At 62.1% G+C, this 20113-nt stretch carries 15 protein-coding genes and 1 pseudogene; 14 read left to right on the top strand and 2 right to left on the bottom strand.

What is annotated here, in order from left to right; translation table 11 throughout:
- Positions 1 to 110: 110 nt before the first annotated feature.
- The 5 genes from BA011_RS17215 to BA011_RS17195 all read left to right on the top strand — a co-directional run bounded on the left by BA011_RS17215 (position 111) and on the right by BA011_RS17195 (position 7850).
- The gene (locus tag BA011_RS17215) at positions 111 to 542 is read left to right on the top strand and encodes an OsmC family protein (protein ID WP_017962203.1); all 432 of its coding nucleotides are present in this window, start codon (positions 111 to 113) and stop codon (positions 540 to 542) included.
- A 212-nt stretch (positions 543 to 754) separates the two neighbouring features.
- Positions 755 to 1363 (top strand): TetR family transcriptional regulator, encoded by a 609-nt coding sequence (locus BA011_RS17210; protein ID WP_065281346.1) that lies wholly within the window; start codon positions 755 to 757, stop codon positions 1361 to 1363.
- 48 nt (positions 1364 to 1411) lie between these two features.
- Positions 1412 to 2551: an efflux RND transporter periplasmic adaptor subunit gene (locus tag BA011_RS17205; protein WP_065281345.1), complete on the top strand. Its 1140-nt coding sequence runs from the start codon at positions 1412 to 1414 to the stop codon at positions 2549 to 2551.
- A gap of 26 nt (positions 2552 to 2577) precedes the next feature.
- A complete protein-coding gene (locus tag BA011_RS17200; protein ID WP_065281344.1) occupies positions 2578 to 5724 on the top strand; it encodes an efflux RND transporter permease subunit in 3147 nt (1048 codons plus the stop codon).
- 215 nt (positions 5725 to 5939) lie between these two features.
- Positions 5940 to 7850, top strand: coding sequence for a beta-N-acetylhexosaminidase (locus BA011_RS17195; RefSeq protein ID WP_065281343.1), 1911 nt, complete (start codon positions 5940 to 5942; stop codon positions 7848 to 7850).
- On the opposite strand, the gene BA011_RS17190 is transcribed toward BA011_RS17195, so the two are convergent.
- Positions 7847 to 8764, bottom strand: a complete 918-nt coding sequence (locus BA011_RS17190; RefSeq protein ID WP_065281342.1) for an ROK family protein — start codon at positions 8762 to 8764, stop codon at positions 7847 to 7849. The genes BA011_RS17195 and BA011_RS17190 overlap by 4 nt on opposite strands.
- A gap of 403 nt (positions 8765 to 9167) precedes the next feature.
- Between BA011_RS17190 and BA011_RS17185 the strand changes: the two genes are divergently transcribed.
- From BA011_RS17185 to BA011_RS17145, 9 genes and pseudogenes are all read left to right on the top strand, one after another.
- Entirely contained in the window at positions 9168 to 9746 is a 579-nt protein-coding gene (locus tag BA011_RS17185) for an exopolysaccharide biosynthesis protein (RefSeq protein ID WP_186806451.1), read from the top strand.
- 150 nt (positions 9747 to 9896) lie between these two features.
- Positions 9897 to 10849: pseudogene (locus tag BA011_RS17180) on the top strand (sugar-binding transcriptional regulator).
- Positions 10850 to 10995: 146 nt separating this feature from the next.
- Positions 10996 to 12306 (top strand): ABC transporter substrate-binding protein, encoded by a 1311-nt coding sequence (locus BA011_RS17175; protein ID WP_065281340.1) that lies wholly within the window; start codon positions 10996 to 10998, stop codon positions 12304 to 12306.
- A 138-nt stretch (positions 12307 to 12444) separates the two neighbouring features.
- Positions 12445 to 13317: a carbohydrate ABC transporter permease gene (locus tag BA011_RS17170; RefSeq protein ID WP_017989489.1), complete on the top strand. Its 873-nt coding sequence runs from the start codon at positions 12445 to 12447 to the stop codon at positions 13315 to 13317.
- 1 nt (position 13318) lies between these two features.
- Complete coding sequence (locus tag BA011_RS17165; RefSeq protein ID WP_065281339.1) at positions 13319 to 14149, top strand: carbohydrate ABC transporter permease; 831 nt, start codon at positions 13319 to 13321, stop codon at positions 14147 to 14149.
- Positions 14150 to 14167: 18 nt separating this feature from the next.
- Positions 14168 to 15166, top strand: coding sequence for an ABC transporter ATP-binding protein (locus BA011_RS17160; RefSeq protein ID WP_065281338.1), 999 nt, complete (start codon positions 14168 to 14170; stop codon positions 15164 to 15166).
- Positions 15167 to 15252: 86 nt separating this feature from the next.
- The gene (locus tag BA011_RS17155) at positions 15253 to 16734 is read left to right on the top strand and encodes a mannitol dehydrogenase family protein (RefSeq protein ID WP_065281337.1); all 1482 of its coding nucleotides are present in this window, start codon (positions 15253 to 15255) and stop codon (positions 16732 to 16734) included.
- 96 nt (positions 16735 to 16830) lie between these two features.
- Entirely contained in the window at positions 16831 to 17520 is a 690-nt protein-coding gene (locus tag BA011_RS17150) for an HAD family hydrolase (protein ID WP_065281336.1), read from the top strand.
- Positions 17520 to 19103 (top strand): FGGY-family carbohydrate kinase, encoded by a 1584-nt coding sequence (locus BA011_RS17145; RefSeq protein WP_065281335.1) that lies wholly within the window; start codon positions 17520 to 17522, stop codon positions 19101 to 19103. Before BA011_RS17150 ends, BA011_RS17145 begins: the two co-directional genes overlap by 1 nt.
- Before the next feature lie 55 nt (positions 19104 to 19158).
- On the opposite strand, the gene BA011_RS17140 is transcribed toward BA011_RS17145, so the two are convergent.
- Positions 19159 to 20013, bottom strand: a complete 855-nt coding sequence (locus BA011_RS17140) for a MurR/RpiR family transcriptional regulator (protein ID WP_065281334.1) — start codon at positions 20011 to 20013, stop codon at positions 19159 to 19161.
- Positions 20014 to 20113 lie beyond the last annotated feature (100 nt).

Below are 20113 nucleotides of genomic sequence, written 5' to 3'. Positions count from 1 at the left end.
AGCGGCGGCCTGCCGCTTTCTGCAAACAGTTGGAGCATGATGTTGTCCGAAAACCGCGCACACTTTTCGGCATCATGCTCTGAAAGCACAATCGAAAACAGGAGGACGGCATGCAGATCAATCGCACGGCTTCGGCCCATTGGACCGGTGGCCTCAAGGACGGCAAAGGCCTGATCTCGACGCAGAGCGGCGCCCTGAAGGACTATCCCTACGGCTTTGCAAGCCGCTTCGAAGGCATCCCCGGCACCAACCCGGAAGAGCTGATAGGTGCCGCCCATGCCGGCTGCTTCACGATGGCGCTGTCGTTGATCCTCGGTGAAGCCGGCTTTACCGCCGAGCATATGGAAACCTCCGCCAAGGTGACGCTCGAAAGCGTCGAGGGCGGCTTTGCCATCACCGCCATCCATCTCTCGCTCTCCGGCCGTATTCCCGGGGCCGATGAAGCGACCTTCACCGAACTTGCCAACAAGGCGAAAGCCGGCTGCCCGGTTTCCAAGGCTCTCGCCTCCGTTCCGATCACGCTCGACGTCAAGGTCGTCTGACTCGTCACTCCATGAACGAAGTGCCGCGGCGCTTTCCATTTGGTGCACCCATTGTCGGCGTTCCCTATTCCGGCTCGAGTTGTTGCTTCCGCCGGACTGCGCTCGTTGCGCAAAGCCTTATGCTACGCTACAGCCTGTTGACAAATAACGCCTGATATTTTACGACTGACGAAATTCGAAAATCGTCAGTCGTAATTCAGGTCCCGAAACTTATGAACGACATCGCGGAAAATACGCTGGACATCGCGCGGCAGGAGAATGTCACGCGCATTCTCGATGCGGCCGAGCGGCTGTTTCGGCACTATGGCTACAGCAAGACAACCGTGGCCGACATTGCCCGCGATCTCGGCATGTCGCCGGCCAATATTTATCGTTTCTTCGCCTCCAAAGTCGAAATTCACCAGGCGCTCTGCGGGCGCATGCTCGCGACTGCCTATCAAATCGCCTACGACATCCGCCATCAGCCGATCAGCGCCAGCGAGCGGCTGCGCCGCTATGTCGAGACCCAGCATCAGTTGACGCTCGATCTGATGCTGGACGAGATGAAGGTACACGAGATGATCGTCGTCGCCATCGAGCGCGACTGGCATGTCATCGAAAAACACATGGATCGCGTTCATGACCTGATCGCCGAAATCATCGCCGAAGGCATTGCAGCCGGGGAATTTGCCGAGCAGGACCCGGTCGTTGCCTCACGCTGCTTCGGCGCGGCGACGAACACACTCTGCCATCCGCAGATGGTGGCGCAATGTCTTGCCAAAACCAACCGCGCGAGCGTCGACGAACTGATCAATTACGTGATCAGGGCGCTGAAGAAATAATGGGCGGCAGAGGCCGCCGAAACCCCAAACGATCCAGGAGTGCGGAAGATGTTTTCGCTCGAGACCCTCAGCCATCGCATGCCGTCCGTCGCCAGTCTCGTGCTCTTCGGCGCCATCGGCATCGGCGTTTCCGCCTGCTCGGAAGAGAAGGCTGAGGTCAAGCAGGTCATCCGGCCGGTGAAGGTCGTCGAGATCGCCAAGGCCGGCGACACCCGCAAGCTCGACTATTCGGGCTCGGTCAAGGCGCGCACGGAGATGAACCTCGGATTTCGCGTCGCCGGCAAGATCACCGAACGCCTCGTCGATATCGGCGACAAGGTGAAGCCGGGCGACGTGCTCGCTCGGATGGACTCCATCGATTACCAGCTGGCGGTCAAGACGGCGGAAGCCAATCTCGCAGCCGCTGAAAAAGGCGTCGAAACCGCGGATCTCGTGAACAAGCGCAATCAGCAGCTGTTCGACAAGAATGTTTCGCCGAAATCCCAGCTCGAGCAAGCATCGCTCAGTTACGATCAGGCCGTTTCAAGCCGCGATGCCGCCGTCTCGGCGCTCGATCAGGCGAAGAACCAGGTGAGTTATGCAGAGCTGAAGGCCGACCACAACGGGATTGTCACGACGATCAATGCCGATGTCGGCCAGGTCGTTGCATCGGGCACTCCCGTCGTCGCCGTTGCCGTCGACGGCGAAAAGGAAGTGCAGATTGCGGTTCCGGAAAACGACATTGCCGAATTCAAGCCGGGCAAGACAGTCAAGGCCAGCTTCTGGGCCGACGACAGGCTGGTGCTCGACGGCAAGGTGCGCGAGGTTTCCGGCAGCGCCGACCAGCAGTCGCGTACCTTTGCGGTTCGGGTGAGCCTGCCGAACGATCCGCAGGTGTTGCTCGGCATGACGGCGACGATCGAGGCCGATGTCAGCAACGGCAACAGCTATGTCTCGATCCCGCTCAGCGCCCTGGCTGAAAAGGACGGTAAGCAGATGGTCTGGACCGTCGACCGCGACACGGCGACTGTGCATGGCCGCGACATCAAGGTGGCCGATTTCACCGGCGACGGCGTGCATGTGACCGAGGGTCTCGATACCGGCGATCTCGTCGTTTCGGCCGGCACGCAGTTCATGAGCGAAAACCTGAAGGTGAAGGTGCCGGACCAGCAGTCGGCCCTGGCTGCCACGGACCAGACTGTCCGCTGAACGCGCGATAAAGAGAGAACAGGACCATGGACGCCACCACCACCGAAAAGCGGCCCTTCAATCTGTCGCGCTGGGCGATCGGACATCCGAGCATCGCCCGCTTCCTCTTCGGGCTGATCATCATTACCGGCGTGCTCGGCCTGATGCGCATGGGCCAGCGCGAGGATCCCGAATTCACCTTCCGCGTCATGGTCGTTCAGGCGATCTGGCCGGGTGCTTCCATCCAGGAAATGGAAGATCAGGTCGTCAACAAGATCGAGCGCAAGCTGCAGGAAACGCCGCATATCGACTGGGTCAAGTCCTATACGCGGGCAGGCAGCGCGATCATCACTCTACAGGTCAAGGGCGACACGAATTCGCAAGAGGTGGCGGATGCCTTCTACCAGGTACGCAAGAAGGTTGGCGACATCTCCAACGAGCTGCCGCAGGGCCTGCTCGGCCCCTATTTCAACGACGAGTTCGGCGATACTTTCATCACGCTGCATTCGATCAGCGGCGACGGTTATTCCTATCCGGAACTGAAGAAATTCGCGATCCAGGCGCGCGACATGCTGCTGACGACGCCGGGCGTCGAGAAAGCCGTCATCATCGGCGACCAGCCTGAGAAGATCTATATCGACGTCTCATCCAAGGCGCTCGCCGAGCGCGGCCTGACGATCCTCGATCTGCAGAACGCCATCAAGGGCCAGAACAATGTCGATCCGGCCGGCTCGGTTGATACCGGCCTGCGCTCGGTGCGCATATCGGTCGAAGGCGACGTGAAGAAGGCAGCCGATATCCGCGAACTCAGCCTTCGCGCCGGAGGCCAGGTGACGCGCCTCGGCGATATCGCCACCGTCAGTTCCGGGCTCGAAGATCCCTACCAGCGCAAGTACCGTTTCAACGGCCACGACAGCGTTCAGGTCGGCGTCGTGATGGCCAAGGGCTTCAATGTGACCGATGTCGGCAAGGGCGTGGAGACGACCTATCAGCGCTTCGAGGAGGCGCTGCCCTATGGCGTCGCCGTCGATCAGATCGCCAACCAGCCCGACGTGGTGACGGATGCGGTCAGCGAATTCATGCATGCGCTCGGCGAAGCTCTCATCATCGTGCTGGTCGTCTCCTTCGTGTCGATCGGCTGGCGATCGGGCCTCGTCATCGCCATCGCCATTCCACTGGTGCTCGCCGCCACCTTTGCGCTGATGTACGAACTCGGCATCGACCTGCAGCGCATCTCGCTCGGCGCGCTGATCATCGCGCTCGGCCTGCTCGTCGACGATGCAATGATCGTCGTCGAGATGATGGAGCGAAAGCTGGAGGAGGGGCTCGTCAAGATCGAGGCGGCAAGCTTCGCCTATTCCTCGACCGCCTTCCCGATGCTGACGGGTACGCTGATCACCACGGCCGGCTTCATTCCGGTCGGCTTCGCCGCCTCGACGGCCGGCGAATATGTGCGGTCGCTGTTCTACGTCGTCGGCATCGCGCTTGTCACCTCGTGGTTCGTCGCCGTCTACTTCACTCCGTGGCTCGGCTATATGATCCTCAAGCAGCGCCATCACGCCGGCAAGCATCACGACGCCTTCGACACCGGCTTCTACCGTCGGCTGCGGGGCACGGTCGGCTGGGCGGTGCGCCACCGGGTCATCGTGCTGCTGCTGACGCTCGGCACCTTCGTCACCAGCCTCTGGGCCTTCCAGTTCATTCCGCAGAATTTTTTCCCACAATCATCGCGGCCGGAAATCCTCGTCGATCTCTGGCTGCCCGAGGGCACCAGCATCAAGGAAGTCGAGGTGCAGGCAAAGGCGCTGGAAGCCAAGATGATGGATGATACCGACAAGCGGTTCATCGCCACCTATATCGGCGAAGGCGCGCCACGCTTCTTCCTGCCGCTCGACCAGCAGCTGCGTAATCCGAACTTCGCCCAGCTGCTCGTCATGGCCAATGACGAACCGGCACGCGAGCGGCTGATCGTCAAGCTGCGGACGATCCTTGCGGAAGACTTCCCCGACATTCGCGGCAAGGTCGACCGCCTCTTCCTCGGTCCGCCGACCGGCTGGCCGGTGCAGATGCGGGTCATGGGGCCTGACCGCCAGGAAGTCAGGGAGATCGCCGATCAGGTAAAGGCACGCTTCCAGGCCAATCCCATGCTCGGCGCCATCCATGACGACTGGCTGGAAGAGGTGCCGGGAATGAAGCTGGTGATCGACCAGGACCGCGCCCGAGCACTCGGCGTCACGTCGCAGCGCGTGCGCCAGATGCTGCAGACCGCCATGTCGGGGGCTGCGCTCGACGATTTCCGCGATGGTGAGGAGACGGTCTCGATCGTCGCCCGCGAGCCGGATGCCAGCCGCTCGCTGCTGTCGGCGGTCAACTCGGTCTATGTGCCGACGGATTTCGGCGGCTTCGTGCCTGTCTCGCAGGTCGCCAAGGTCGTGCCCGTCATGGAGCAGGGCATCGAATGGCGGCGCAATCGCCTGCCGACGATCACCGTGCGCGCCACGCTGCCTGACGATGTGCAGCCGAACGACGTGGTAATGAAGATGTATGCCGACATGAAGGACCTGCGCGACAGCCTGCCTGCCGGCTACAATGTCGAGATCCAGGGCGGCGCCGAAGATGCGGCGGAAAGCCAGATGTCGATCGCCGCCAAGGCGCCGATCATGCTCGCCGTCATCATCGTGCTGTTGATGATACAGCTGCAGCATTTCGGCAAGGCGATGCTGGTGCTCGCCACCGGTCCGCTCGGGATCATCGGTGCTGCTGCCGCATTGCTGATCAGCGGCGCGCCCTTCGGCTTCGTGGCGATCCTCGGCGTCATCGCGCTGCTCGGCATCATCATGCGCAACTCGATCATCCTGGTCGATCAGATCGACCAGGATATCAAGGCCGGCATGCACCGGCAGGAGGCGATCGTCGGCGCGGCCGTGCGGCGTTTCCGGCCGATCATGCTGACGGCGCTGACGGCAGTGCTGGCGCTGATCCCGATCTCGCGCGGTGTCTTCTGGGGTCCGCTTGCCTACGCGATGATGGGCGGCATCCTGGTTGCGACCGTGCTTACCATTCTGGTTCTGCCCGCCGGTTACGCCCTTTTCTTCGGCCGGGAGCCGAAGGCTAAGGACGAGCCAGGCCAGCATGCCGACGCCATCCAGGAAGAGGCGGATGACAGACATCCGCCGGCGTTGGCAGCAGAGTGAGGACGGCGCGGCGAAAGCCGCGCCGTTTTCCTTGCAAGTGACAGCTTCCTCATCAAAGTGCGTCACTGCCTACAGCGCCGCGCAGTCTTTACTGCCTGCTCCGTCTTGGAGTTGCGCGCCGATTTCCATTGCCGCCTCGAAAAAGCTAAGCTGCGAAAGCATGCCGGGAGACCAACCGCGATCCCGGCCACTCAGCGACGAGGCAGCGCACGACCATGGCCGATTATCATCTGGAAGCAAGCTGGAGCCCGATCGAGGGCAGTTTCGGGCGCCTCACCTTCACGCTTTTCAATCTTTCGACCGAGCCGCTGTCTGGCTTCTCGCTCGGCTATACGTCAGAGACGCGGGTTGCCGACAAACATGTCTGCGATGGCGGCAGCCTCAAGCGGCAGGTCGCGCATTTCCATGAATTCCTGCCGCCTGAAGACCTGAGCGTGCCGCCCGGCGGGCGCTGGCGGTTCAGCGTCGAGGGGCTGACCAGGGAGCCGAAACATATGACATCAGGCGTCAAGTCGGCCTATCTGACACTTGGCGACGGACGCCACGTTTCTGTTGGTTTCGGCGATCTCGTGCTCGAAGGCCGGGATGGCGGCGTGGCGCCGCCGCTTCTGCCGCCGGGCCGGGCCGAGGAACCTTATTCGCTGCTGCCCTGGCCGCTGGCGCTCGGGCTGAAGGCGGGAGAGCTGCCGGTCGTCCTCTATCCGGCCGTGCGGACGCGGCCCGATGCGGTCAAGGCGCTCTCGCTGGTTCTTGCGCTTTACCAACGGCTCTACCTGGCCGACGACGTGCCGTTTTCCCTCAGTGCCGTCGAAGGCGGGCGGGCTATTCGTTTCGTCACCGAATCGTCGATCGCCGCCTTTGCCTATGAATTGCGTTTTACGGCGCATGAGATCGTGCTTTCCAGTGCGGATGCCGCCGGGCGGCATTACGGGCTGATCAGCCTGGCGCAACTGCTCCACGGCGCCCGCGCCGATCGCGAACGCTTCAAATTCCCCAGTTTCGGCACGGTCGCCGACCAGCCGCGTTATGACTGGCGCGGCTGCCATCTCGATGTGTCCAGGCAGTTCTATCCGGTGGCGGACGTCGTGCGGCTGATCGATATTCTCGCCTGGAACAAGCTCAACATCTTCCACTGGCATCTGACGGATGACGAAGCATGGCGGCTGGAGATCAAGGCCTATCCCGCGCTGACGGAGATCGGCGCCCGGCGCGGGCCGGATGAAGTGCTCGTGCCGCAGCTTGGCGACGGGGCGCAAACGCGCGCCGGCCACTACACCCAGGAGGACGCCAAGCGGATCGTTGCGCATGCAGCCTCGCTGCATATCGAAGTGGTGCCGGAAATCGATATTCCGGGCCACAGCATGGCGACGCTGTTCTCACTGCCCGAGCTCGTCGACGGGCAGGAGGCGCCGGACAGCTACCGCTCGGTGCAGGGTTATCCGAACAACGCCCTCAATCCGGCGGTGGAATTCACCTATGAATTTCTCGGCAAGGTGTTCGACGAGATGGTGACCCTGTTTCCCGGCGAATATCTCCATATCGGCGGCGACGAAGTGGCGCATGGCTCCTGGCTTTCCTCGCCGCTTTGCAAGGCACTGATGGAGCGGGAGAACCTGGCCGGCACCGCCGAGCTGCAATCCTATTTCCTGAAACGTATCAAAGCCATGCTGTCGGAGCGCGGCAGGAAACTCGTCGGCTGGAACGAGGTCTCGCATGGCGGCGGCGTCGACCGCGACGGCACGCTGCTGATGGCCTGGGAAAGGTCCGAGGTCGGCATCGAGCTCGCGCAGGAGGGCTATGACGTGGTAATGACGCCGGGGCAGGCCTACTATCTCGACATGGCGCAGGCAGAGGCCTGGGCCGAGCCCGGCGCCAGCTGGGCGGGCTACGCACCGCCGGAACATACCTACGCTTACGAGGCCGAGGGCGAGCTGCCGGAGGCGCTGCAGGAGAAGATGCGCGGCATCCAGGCCTGCATCTGGACCGAGAACTTCCTTTCCCGCGCCTATTTCAACCGGCTGGTTTTTCCGCGGCTCCCGGCAATCGCCGAGGCTGCCTGGACGCCTTCTGCACGCAAGGACTGGAATCGGTTCGCCGCGATCGTCCGGATGTGGCCGGTGCTTTAAAGAGCCGCTGCTTCCGCCTTCAGCCCCAAAAGTGCCGCGCCGATCAGGCCGGGTTCGATGCGGCATTCGCTGCGCACCACCAGCGGGCGGTCGAACTTGCGCAGGATGCGGGCGCGCACGGCGCGGTCGAGCTCGGCAAGCAGCGGCTCCACATTGGAAAGCCCGCCGCCGACCGGCACGATGGTCGCGCCGGTGATGTTGATCGTCAGCGCTAAGGGCGAGGCGACGAGATCGACATAGACGTCGATCGTCCGTGTCGTCTTCTCCTCTCCATGGCGCCACTGGGCGATGATCTCCTCGCTGGCAAGGTCGAGATCGTGCAGCGTCTTGTGCAGGCGCTCCAGGCCGCGGGCGCCGCCCACGGTGTCGACGCAGCCCTTCTGGCCGCAGCCGCAGGCATAGGCGGGAATGGCGACGGGCGGATTGCCGGCCGCAGATGCGATGATCGGCCCGTGACCCCATTCGCCGGCAAAGCCGCCGGCCTCGTTGACGAGGCGTCCGTCGGCGACCAGGCCGCCGCCGACGCCGGTGCCGAGGATGGCGCCGAAGACGATGCGGTGGCCGCGGCCGGCGCCGAGACCGGCTTCGGCCATCGCGAAACAATCGGCGTCGTTGGCGATCAGCACCGGCAGGCCGAGCTCGGCTTCGAGGTCGGCTGCGAGCGTGCGGCCGTGGATGCAGGGAATGTTGGCGCAGATCAGGCGCTGCGTATCGGGATCGACGACGCCGGCGATGGAAAGGACGATGCGGCTCGGCTGCTCACCGGTTTCGGCGATGATGCCGCGCAGGGTCTCGACGAAAGCGGCAAAATCATCCCTGGGCGTCGGGCGGCGGCCGAGCGGAAGGATGTCTGTCTCGGAGCGGGCGATGCCGCCCTTGATGGCGGTGCCGCCGATGTCGAATGAAATGATCATTGCCACCCTGCCGTTTCTCTGGTCTCCCAGCGTCTGCTTGCATTGTTGGCGGGGAATTTCAAGCGCTCATTCGGCGGTGGTGCCGCCGGCCTTAGGGTCGTGCCGTGTGGCATCCCCTCTGTTCTGCTTGATATCTCTGCCACAGGTGGGGAGATGGGATAGGCGGGACGGGTTTCCGTCTTCCATCCGTGATGGCAAGACGTTAGAGAAGTCCGGTGAGCCCAAGCCCATCGGCTCGGATCGCAGCCGCAATTTCTAACCCCGCAAGTCATTCAATTGGCATATTGCATCGCCAAAATCCGGCCCTACACTTTCATCAACTGCCGGACCCACGACCATCGATACGAGAGAAAACAGTACCATCCGAAGAGCACGTCCCAAAGGCCGCCGCCTCTCATCCATTTTGCGGCAGATGGCCGCCGATCAGAGCCGCGAACGGATCTCGATCGGCGATCTGTTCAACACGATGGGCGACAGGGCGATCAGCGCGTTGATGCTGATCTTCGCGCTGCCGAACGCCTTTCCCACTCCGCCAGGCACCTCGGCCGTGCTCGGCGCGCCATTGGTCTTCCTGGCAGCACAACTGACCTTCGGGCTGAAACCCTGGCTACCGAAGGTGATAGCCAACCGTTCGATGCGGCGGGAGGATTTCGAGACCATTGTCGGCCGCATCCACCGCTGGCTCGCCTGGGCCGAGCGCATGCTGAAGCCGAGGCTTGCGATCTTCGCCGAGCCGCCGGCGGAATATCTTGCCGGGGCGGCATGCCTGCTGCTGTCGATCGTGCTGCTGCTGCCGGTCCCGCTCGGCAACATCCTGCCGGCGGCCACGATCTCGGTCTTCGCTTTCGGCATATTGGGCCGTGACGGGCTCTTCGCGCTCATCGGCTTCGTGATGACGGCCGTGTCGCTTATCGTTGCCGGCGGGGTGATTTACGGTCTGGTGAAGGCGGCGATCTATCTCGTCGTGCAATGGTTTGCCTAAACTGAGTTTGCTTGAGTGATGGCGGTTATTTGGCCGACCTCTTTGCAACAGGCTCGACATTTGCCGGAATTTTGTTTTGATCTGGCGCGATACAGACTCAAATCATGTTCGGCGGCGGCACGCCGGCTCATTTTGCGCGGTAGGCAATAGATGGTAAAAAGATCCGAGACCCCTGCACGGCTCGACGATGCGGCGCGTGCCGGCTGGCTCTATTACGTCGCCGGGCGTACGCAGGATGAAATCGCCGCTGCGATGGGCATCTCGCGGCAATCGGCGCAGCGGCTGGTGTCGCTGGCGGTCGCCGAGCGCCTGATCAAGGTGCGGCTCGATCATCCGATCGCCGCCTGCCTGGAGCTCGGCAGTCAGTTGCGGCGGAAATTCGGGCTGAAACATGTGGAGGTGGTGCCGAGCGATCCCGCATCGTCGTCGACCACGGTCGGTATCGCCGAGGCGGCCGCTGCCGAGATCGAGCGGTGGCTGAAACGGCCGGAGCCGATCGTACTCGCCATCGGGACCGGCCGCACGCTGAAGGCGGCCGTCGACCAGCTGCCGGCGATCGAATGTCCCAATCACCGCATCGTTTCGCTGACCGGCAATATCGCCCCGGACGGATCGGCCGCCTATTACAACGTCATTTTCAGCATGGCCGATGCGGTGAAGGCGCGGCATTATCCGATGCCGTTGCCGGTGCTCGTCACCTCGGCGGAGGAGCGGGAGCTGCTGCATGGCCAACAGCTGGTGCGCTCGACGCTTAACATGAGCGCGCAAGCCGATGTCACCTTCGTCGGCATCGGCGAGCTCGGCATCGATGGGCCGCTCTGCGTCGACGGTTTTCTGGAGAAGGACGAGATGATGGAGCTGATGCGCGGGGCGCCGTCGGCGAAATCTGCGGCTGGATCTTCGATGTCGAAGGCAGGTTGATCGACAACCCGATCAACGAGCGCGTCGCGTCGGCGCCGATCCCGTCCCGCGACGCGTCGGTGGTCATTGGGTTGGCCAAGGGCAAGCGTAAATTCAAGGCGATCAGAGCTGCCGTTGTCGGCCATCAAATCAACGCTCTGATCACCGACGAAGAGACTGCCGAGTTTTTGCTCAAGAACTGAGCAAAAAATATTATATTTAAATCAATATGATAACCGTTGCCTTCGGCACTGCAGCAACGATTGCCGATTGACATTCTTTGTTGTTTATTGAGTAATTGCCCATGAGCGAAGCGAATGCTCACACCCCATCTTCTGGGAGGAAGATTATGACATTGAGAACTTTTTTGCTGGGCGCCTGCTCAGCACTGGCGTTTGCCGGTATGGCTTCGGCCGAAACGCTGACAATCGCAACCGTGAACAACGGCGACATGATCCGGATGCAGAAGCTGACGGATGATTTCAAGGCGAAGAATCCCGGTATCGACCTTGAATGGGTCACCCTGGAAGAGAACGTACTGCGCCAGAAGGTTACGACCGACATCGCGACCAAGGGTGGCCAGTACGACGTCTTGACGATCGGCACTTATGAAGTTCCGATCTGGGCAAAGCAGGGCTGGCTGGTGCCGCTCGACAATCTCGGCGCCAATTACGACGTCGACGACCTGCTGCCGGCGATCCGCAGCGGCCTGACCATGGACGGCAAGCTTTATGCGGCGCCGTTTTACGGCGAAAGCTCGATGGTCATGTACCGCAAGGATCTGTTCGACGCCGCCGGCCTGAAAATGCCGGACGCCCCGACCTGGGACTTCATTGCCGACGCTGCCCGCAAGATCACCGACAAGGACAAGGAAGTCTACGGCATCTGCCTGCGCGGCAAGGCCGGCTGGGGCGAGAACATGGCTTTCCTGACGGCGATGTCCAACTCCTTCGGCGCCCGCTGGTTCGATGAAAACTGGAAGCCGCAGTTCGATCAGCCCGAATGGAAGGATACGCTCGACTTCTACGTCAAGCTGATGAAGGATGCCGGCCCTCCGGGCGCTTCCTCCAACGGCTTCAACGAGAACCTGGCGCTCTTCCAAACCGGCAAATGCGGCATGTGGATCGACGCCACCGTTGCCGCATCCTTCGTCAGCAACCCGAAGGAATCGACCGTCGCCGACAAGGTCGGCTTTGCGCTGGCTCCGGACAAGGGTCTCGGCAAGCGCGGCAACTGGCTGTGGGCCTGGAGCCTCGCCATCCCCGCAGGTTCGCAAAAGGCCGAAGCCGCCGAGAAGTTTGTCGCCTGGGCCACGAGCAAGGATTACAGCAACCTCGTTGCCGAGAAGGACGGCTGGCTGAATGCACCTCCGGGCACCCGCGCCTCGCTCTATGCGAATGCGGAATACCAGAAGGCCGCTCCGTTTGCGAAGATGACGCTCGACAGCATCAACTCCGCAGATCCGACCAAGCCGACTGTCAAGCCGGTTCCCTATGTTGGCGTCCAGTTCGTGGCGATCCCGGAATTCCAGGGCATCGGCACGGCGATCGGCCAGCAGTTCTCGGCAGCTCTTGCCGGACAGCTTTCGGTCGACCAGGCGCTGCAGAGCGCACAGCAGCTGGCCACCCGCGAAATGACCAAGGCCGGCTACATTAAGTAAAGCCTCCCGAGCAAGAGGCGGATCCTTGACGATCCGCCCCTCTGGGCCGCCGATTGCCCGAACTGCATCGGCGGCCTCCTTTTTCAGATAAAGCTGCCTTGCGGCCGCTCCCCGCTTCAGTCCAGATCGGTGATTGCCATGGCAACGTTACATACCCGCTCTTCCGCGCGCCTGATGATTGCGCCCTCCGTGCTGCTCCTCTTTGCATGGATGATCGTCCCGCTGGCGATGACGATCTACTTCTCGCTGCTGAACTACAATCTGCTCAGCCCCGGCATGGAAAGCTTCGTCGGTTTTCTGAACTATCAGTACTTCCTGACGGATCCGGCCTTCTTCGCCGCGCTGATCAACACGCTGCTGCTTGTCGCCGGCGTGTTGTTGATCACCGTTATCGGCGGCATCGCCTTTGCGCTGCTGCTCGACCAGCCGATGTACGGCCAGGGCATTGTGCGCATCCTGGTGATTGCGCCGTTCTTCGTCATGCCGACGGTGGCAGCGCTGGTCTGGAAGAACATGTTCATGAACCCGGTCAACGGGTTGTTTGCCCATCTTGCCAAGGCGCTCGGCCTGCAGCCCATCGACTGGCTGGCCAATGCGCCGCTGTTTTCCGTCATTCTGATCGTCGCCTGGCAATGGCTGCCCTTTGCCACCCTCATCATGCTGACCGCGCTGCAGTCGCTCGACGAGGAGCAGAAGGAAGCCTCCGAGATGGACGGCGCCGGGCCGATCTCGAAGTTCATCTACATCATCCTGCCGCACATGGCGCGTGCCATCACCGTGGTGATCCTGATCCAGACGATCTTCCTGCTTTCGGTCTTTGCCGAAATCCTCGTCACCACCAATGGCGGGCCGGGCACCGACAGCACCAACCTCACCTATCTCGTCTATGCCCAGGCGCTGCTGCAGTTCGATATCGGCGGGGCATCGGCCGGCGGGATCGTGGCTGTTATCCTCGCCAATATCGTCGCGATCTTCCTCGTGCGCCTCGTCGGCAAGAATCTGGAGGCTTGAGATGGCCAGAAAAGTCACAACCAAGCGCAAGCTCATCGTCACCGCGATCGCCTGGACGCTCGGCATCCTGATCTTCTTCCCGATTCTCTGGACGTTTCTCACCAGCTTCAAGTCGGAAGCCAACGCCATCGCCTCGCCGCCGCAGTTCCTGTTCTTCCACTGGACGACGGAGAACTACGCGGAGGTGCAGAGCCGGTCGAACTATCTCGGCCACTTCATGAACTCGGTGATCATCTCCTTCGGCTCGACGCTGATCGGCCTGATCATCGCCATTCCTGCCGCCTGGGCGATGGCGTTTTCGCCGACTAAGCGGACCAAGGACGTGCTGATGTGGATGCTGTCGACCAAGATGATGCCGCCGGTCGGCGCACTGATCCCGATCTATCTGATGTTCCGCAATTTCGGCCTGCTCGACACGCGCACCGGCCTGGTGATCGTGCTGACGCTGATCAACCTGCCGATCATCGTCTGGATGCTCTACACCTACTTCAAGGAAATCCCCGGCGAGATCCTCGAGGCGGCGCGCATGGATGGGGCGTCGCTGATGAAGGAGATCGTTTACGTGCTGACACCGATGGCCGTGCCCGGCATTGCCTCGACGCTGCTCTTGAACATCATCCTTGCCTGGAACGAGGCGTTCTGGACGCTCAACCTCACCGCCTCGAAGGCGGCGCCGCTGACGGCCTTCATCGCCTCCTATTCCAGCCCCGAAGGCCTGTTTTACGCCAAGCTCTCGGCGGCATCGACGATGGCGATCGCGCCGATCCTTATCCTTGGCTGGTTCAGCCAGAAGCAACTCGTCCGCGGCCTGACCTTCGGCGCTGTGAAATAACATAAAAGGGAGAGAAACATGGGCAGCATTACCCTTCAGAAGGTTTCCAAGGTCTTCGGCGAAGCCAAGGTCATCCCTTCGATCGATCTCGACATCAAGGACGGCGAGTTCGTCGTCTTCGTCGGCCCGTCGGGCTGCGGCAAGTCCACGTTGCTCCGGCTGATCGCCGGGCTCGAGGACGTCTCCGGCGGCAAGATCGTCATCGACGGCAGGGACGCCACCGAAAAGGCGCCGTCCGAGCGCGGCCTTGCCATGGTGTTCCAGTCCTATGCGCTTTATCCGCATATGAGCGTGCGCAACAACATCGCCTTCCCGCTGAAGATGGCGGGTATCGACAAGGCGGAGATCGACCGCAAGGTGAGCGATGCCGCCCGGGTGCTTAATCTCACCGACTATCTCGAGCGCAAGCCGCGCCAGCTGTCCGGCGGCCAACGCCAGCGTGTCGCGATCGGCCGCGCCATCGTGCGCCAGCCTTCCGCCTTCCTGTTCGACGAACCGCTGTCGAACCTCGATGCCGCGCTGCGCGTCAACATGCGCCTCGAAATCAGCGAGTTGCACCAGCAGTTGAAGACGACGATGGTCTACGTCACCCACGACCAGGTCGAGGCGATGACCATGGCCGACAAGATCGTCGTCCTGAACAGGGGCAATATCGAGCAGGTCGGATCGCCGCTCGAGCTCTACAGCCGCCCCCGCAACCTGTTCGTCGCCGGCTTCATCGGATCGCCGAAGATGAACCTCATCACCGGCCAAAATGCCGCCGCGCTCAACGCTCATACCATCGGCGTCCGGCCCGAACATGTGCTGCTGTCGATGGAAAGCGGCGACTGGAAGGGCAGGGTCGTGGTCGCCGAACATCTCGGTTCCGACACCTTCCTGCATATCGATGCCGATGGCATCGGCATGCTGACGGCGCGCGGCAGCGGTGATTTCGCCGCCAAAGCGGGCGATACGGTCTTCCTGACACCGGACCGTTCGCGTATTCATAAATTCAACGAAGGCGGTCTTGCTATCTGAGGCCAGCCGGCCGGGCCGGAGGGCAGGCATGCGAGCCGGACGATGGCGCCCGGCCGTCTCGGCAAGACCTTCAAGAGGACTGAAACATGACGTGCAAACTATCGCTGGCAACGCTTTCGGATGTGGCGCGCACTGCTGCCAGCCCTGGATATGACAGGGCGTCGCTGAAAGCCGGCATCGTGCACTTCGGCGTCGGCAATTTCCACCGTGCCCATCAGGCGATCTATCTCGACGATCTCTTCAACGCGGGCACGGATCACGACTGGGCGATCGTCGGCGCCGGCGTGCTGCCGTCGGATGCCGCGATGCGCGAAAAGCTTGCGGCGCAGGATTTCCTGACGACGGTGGTCGAGCAGGACAACAACAAGACGGCGGCACGCGTCACCGCACCGATGATCGACATCCTGCCGGTCGGCGATGCCGCTGCGGTCGTCGCCAGGCTTGCCGATCCCGAAATCCGCATCGTTTCGATGACGATCACCGAGGGCGGTTATTTCATCGATGCATCAGGTACGTTCAATCCTGCCCATCCGGCGATCGCCGCAGACGGAGAGAATCCCAACGCGCCGAAGACGGTGTTCGGCCTGATCGTTGCCGGCCTGAAGGCGCGCAAGGACAAGGGCATCGGCCCCTTCACCGTCATGTCCTGCGACAACATTCCCCATAATGGCATCGTCACCGCCAATGCCGTCGTCGGCACGGCGGCACTTTCGGACCCTGCCTTTGCCGACTGGATCCGGGCGAATGTCGCCTTCCCGAATGCCATGGTCGACCGCATCACGCCAGCGACCAGCCAGCGCGAGGTCGATTTCCTCCGGGACAATTTCCAGATCGAGGACAATTGGCCGGTCTATTGCGAAGAATTCAAGCAATGGGTGCTCGAGGATAAGTTCACCGCCGGCCGGCCGGCGCTGGAAAAGGTCGGCGTCACCTTCGTTGCCGATGTTACGCCTTACGAGCACATGAAGATCCGCATCCTCAACGGCGGGCATGCCGCGATCGCCTATCCGGCGGCGCTGATGGACATTCATTTCGTTCATGATTCCATGGAAGACCCGTTGATCCGCGCCTTCCTCGCCAAGCTCGAGAAAGACGAGATCATTCCGATCGTGCCGCCGGTGCCGAACACGTCGCTGACGGATTATTTCGCGTTGATCGAACATCGCCTGCTCAACCCGAAAATAGCCGACACCATTCCTCGTCTGGCGCAGGACGGCTCGAACCGCCAACCGAAATTCATCCTGCCGTCGACGCTCGACAATCTGCGTCAGGGCAGGGACGTCGTCGGTCTGGCGCTGGTTTCAGCACTCTGGTGCCGTTATTTCGCCGGCAAGACCGACAGCGGCAAGGATATCGTCTTCAACGACGCGAGCGCAGAGCGCCTGCATGCGGCAGCGCTGAAAGCCAAGGACGATCCGTCGGCCTTCCTCGTCTTCGACGATATTTTCGGCGAAGTGGCGAAGTCCGAACTTTTCCGCAAGCGTTTCGCCCATGCTCTCAAAACCCTGTGGGAAAAAGGCACGCGGGAGACGCTACAGCTCTATCTCGACGGCAAGCTCGCAGTGTAAGGAATTTGGTGGCGGTCTCTACTGCCGCCATTCATCCGGCCTTGCGAGTGAAGCGGGACGGTAACGCGTCCGAATTGAACTCAGGTTGGGTCTTGCATGGCTGATGCTGAAACACGGCTGGTGATCTTCGATTGCGATGGCGTACTCGTCGACAGCGAGCCGATCTCGATCAGCGTGCTCGTCGGGGCGATGAACGATCTCGGCGTCTCGATCACCGAGGACCAGGCCTATGAGCGTTTTCTCGGCCGTAGCCTGTCGACCCTCATCGATACGCTGGAAACCGAATTCAACGTCCATGCCGACGAGGAATTCCTCGAGCGTATCCGCATCGAACTCTACGCCCGTTTTCGCACGGAACTGAAGCCGATCGACGGTATCGCCGCGGCGATCGACGGGCTGGGCGTTCGCTGCTGCGTTGCCTCGTCCAGCCAGATGGAGCGAATCCGGCTGTCGCTGTCGGTGACCGGGCTTCTCGACAGGCTGCCCGACATCTTCAGCGCAACGATGGTCAAGCGCGGCAAGCCGGCGCCTGATCTCTTCCTGCATGCGGCGCGTGAAATGCAGGTCGAGCCGGCTCATTGCCTTGTCGTCGAAGACAGCCCGGCCGGCATTGCCGCCGCCAAGGCGGCAGGCATGACGGTCTTTGCCTTCACCGGCGGATCACACGCCAATTTCAACGGATATCGTGCCGAACTCGACCGCCTTTCGCCTGATGTGGTGTTTGACGCCATGCCGGATTTGATACACCTTGTCCGCAACCATAAGCTGGACGGGACCAAGACTTGATGCGTGATCATGTGGTTGCGGTGGATATCGGCACGGGCAGCGCGCGCGCCGGCGTCTTCGATGCACGCGGCCGTCTGCTTGCCAAGGCCGAGCATCCGATCGCGATGAACCGGCCGCGCGAAAACCATGCCGAGCATGATTCCGAAGACATCTGGTCGGCCGCCTGCACGGCGGTGCGCAGAGCGATGGAGCAATCCGGCATCGCCGCCGCCTCGGTCGGAGCGATCGGCTTCGACGCCACCTGTTCGCTCGTCGTCCGTGATCTCGAGGGTCGGCAGCTCAGCGTTTCCACAGGCGGCGAGAGGCGTTTCGACACGATCGTCTGGCTCGATCACCGGGCGCTGAAGGAAGCCGATTTCTGCACGGCGACGGGGCATAGGGTGCTCGAACATTCCGGCCAGGTGATGTCGCCGGAAATGGAAATGCCAAAGCTGATGTGGCTGAAGAAGAAGCTGCCCGCCACATGGGAAAAGGCCGGCTACTTCTTCGATCTCGCCGATTTCATGACGTGGAAATCGACCGGATCGTCCGCCCGTTCGCGTTGCACGCTGACGGCGAAATGGAACTATCTCGCCCATCTCGAAAAGGGCTGGCAGCAAGACTTCCTGGAGCGGATCGGCCTCGAGGATCTTCGGACGCGCGGCCATCTGCCGGATGAGACCACGCCTGTCGGAGACAGCGTCGGCCGGCTGACCGAGGAAGCGGCGGAAGCGCTGGGGCTGACGACGGATTGCCGTGTCGCTGCTGGGATGATCGACGCCTATGCCGGCGCACTCGGCGCGCTCGGCGGCTATGCCGCAGATCCTGTCAAACGCGAGCACCAACTGGCGCTGATTGCCGGCACGTCGAGTTGCATCGTTACCTTCTCGCGGGAGCGCAAGCCGAGCCATGGCATGTGGGGCCCCTACTACGAGGCTGTCTTCCCGCAATCCTGGTTGGTGGAGGCCGGGCAATCGGCGACCGGCGCGCTGCTCGACCACATCGTGCGCATGCATGCGGCCGGCGGTGAGCCGACGGCGGCGCTGCATCAGAGGATCGTCGCGCGCATCGCCGAATTGCGGGCCGAGGAGGGCGATGCCTTCGGTGCGCGGATCTTCGTGCTGCCGGATTTCCATGGCAATCGTTCGCCGCTCGCCGATCCCCATGCGGTCGGCGTCGTCAGCGGACTGACGCTCGATACGTCCTTCGACGGGCTCTGCGCGCTCTATTGGCGGTCTGCGGTGGGGATTGCGCTCGGCATCCGCCATATCCTGGAAATGATGAAGGAATACGGCTACATGACCGATACGCTTCATATCGCCGGCGGGCACGTGAAAAACCCGGTGCTGATGGAGCTTTATAGCGATGCGACCGGCTGCAAGGTCGTGGTGCCGAAGATGAACGAGGCGGTGCTGCTCGGCACGGCGATCGCAGCATCCGTCGCCTGCGGCTTGTACAAGGATCTGGCGGCGGCCGGCGAGGCGATGTATCCGGGCGCCGACGAACGGCTTCCCGACACGGCGAAGCAGGCGCTCTACGACCGCGACTACCGTCGCCTTCTCGCCATGCACCGGCACCGCGCCGAATTGGAAACGATGCAATAGATTTTGGTTTCACGCATATTGTTGTCGCAAAACCGGCCGTTTTGGGCGACATGCTTTAGTGACTGGCGGTCTCGCCGAGGACGGTCGCGAATTCCATCATGCGGCGGCGGCGAAGTGCCGCCTCCTCTCCGACTTGGAGGATGACGGATTCCGACAGGCAATCGAGCAGCGCGATCAGCGGCGGAAGATTGTCGAGATCGGGGGCGCGCGCGGGCGGCAAGGACAGCATGACGTTCGACTGGTCCGCCATCCAGTCCGCCTGCTGCGGCGAAATGAGTACCACCTTATAGCCGTAGCGCCGCGCCGTTCTGGCAAGCAGCCGTGCCTTGGCGAAGCGGCGGCAATCGATGATGACGAGCAGCGCGTCGTCGACCGCCAGCCGTGCGAAAAGCTCCGCGAAACGATTGTCGGCGGCGTCCAGCGTGCGCACGCCGTCGCGGGCTTGTGTCAGCCGCTGGCAGAAATGATTGGCCAGGCTTGCGAGCCGCGCATGAGTGGCGATCGACACTTCGCGGGCGGTGCTGATCAGGCCGACGGCTTCCGACCAGTGCGGCTGCGCCGTCAGATGATAGATATGATGGAGGGCCTGGATCTGTTCGGCAACCAGAACGGCGAGCGGTTTGCCCGCCGCGGCGTCGGCATGCAGCTCGCTCATGGCGCTCTGCAATTGCGCCGGCGATGTCGTCACGGTCTCGCGAATCTCCACCTTGACGCTGTCCAATCCCTGATAGCCGAGCGAGCGCAGGAAGCGCCCGACGGTCATCGGCGAGAGATCCAGCCTGTCGGCAACGGACGCAGCCGTCTCGAACGGCAGGTCGTTCAGATGTTCGGTGAAATATTTCGCGATACGTCGCTCGGCCGGTGTGCCGGTTTTTGCGTATTGCCTGAGTTTTTGCACAAAGTCTTCCACGTCAGCCTCCCCGTCTTCCTCAGAGGCGTTCCGTGGATGCGCTGTTGCGACCCCTTGTCTTGGCAACTATTTCGGAAGCTGCTTCTCAGGCCCGTGCGTA

Origin of the sequence: Rhizobium leguminosarum (genome assembly GCF_001679785.1) — a bacterium.
GTDB classification, from domain to species: Bacteria; Pseudomonadota; Alphaproteobacteria; order Rhizobiales; family Rhizobiaceae; genus Rhizobium; species Rhizobium leguminosarum_R.
The sequence above is the reverse complement of the archived record's forward strand: the minus strand, read 5'-3'. Positions and strand labels throughout refer to the sequence as shown.

Excerpts from the sequence above, each read along its gene's own strand:
- BA011_RS17215 (WP_017962203.1), top strand. The coding sequence starts at position 111 with ATGCAGATCAATCGCACGGCTTCGGCCCATTGGACCGGTGGCCTCAAG.
- BA011_RS17210 (WP_065281346.1), top strand. The coding sequence starts at position 755 with ATGAACGACATCGCGGAAAATACGCTGGACATCGCGCGGCAGGAGAAT.
- BA011_RS17205 (WP_065281345.1), top strand. The coding sequence starts at position 1,412 with ATGTTTTCGCTCGAGACCCTCAGCCATCGCATGCCGTCCGTCGCCAGT.
- BA011_RS17200 (WP_065281344.1), top strand. The coding sequence starts at position 2,578 with ATGGACGCCACCACCACCGAAAAGCGGCCCTTCAATCTGTCGCGCTGG.
- BA011_RS17195 (WP_065281343.1), top strand. The coding sequence starts at position 5,940 with ATGGCCGATTATCATCTGGAAGCAAGCTGGAGCCCGATCGAGGGCAGT.
- BA011_RS17190 (WP_065281342.1), bottom strand. The coding sequence starts at position 8,764 with ATGATCATTTCATTCGACATCGGCGGCACCGCCATCAAGGGCGGCATC.
- BA011_RS17175 (WP_065281340.1), top strand. The coding sequence starts at position 10,996 with ATGACATTGAGAACTTTTTTGCTGGGCGCCTGCTCAGCACTGGCGTTT.
- BA011_RS17170 (WP_017989489.1), top strand. The coding sequence starts at position 12,445 with ATGGCAACGTTACATACCCGCTCTTCCGCGCGCCTGATGATTGCGCCC.
- BA011_RS17165 (WP_065281339.1), top strand. The coding sequence starts at position 13,319 with ATGGCCAGAAAAGTCACAACCAAGCGCAAGCTCATCGTCACCGCGATC.
- BA011_RS17160 (WP_065281338.1), top strand. The coding sequence starts at position 14,168 with ATGGGCAGCATTACCCTTCAGAAGGTTTCCAAGGTCTTCGGCGAAGCC.
- BA011_RS17155 (WP_065281337.1), top strand. The coding sequence starts at position 15,253 with ATGACGTGCAAACTATCGCTGGCAACGCTTTCGGATGTGGCGCGCACT.
- BA011_RS17150 (WP_065281336.1), top strand. The coding sequence starts at position 16,831 with ATGGCTGATGCTGAAACACGGCTGGTGATCTTCGATTGCGATGGCGTA.
- BA011_RS17145 (WP_065281335.1), top strand. The coding sequence starts at position 17,520 with ATGCGTGATCATGTGGTTGCGGTGGATATCGGCACGGGCAGCGCGCGC.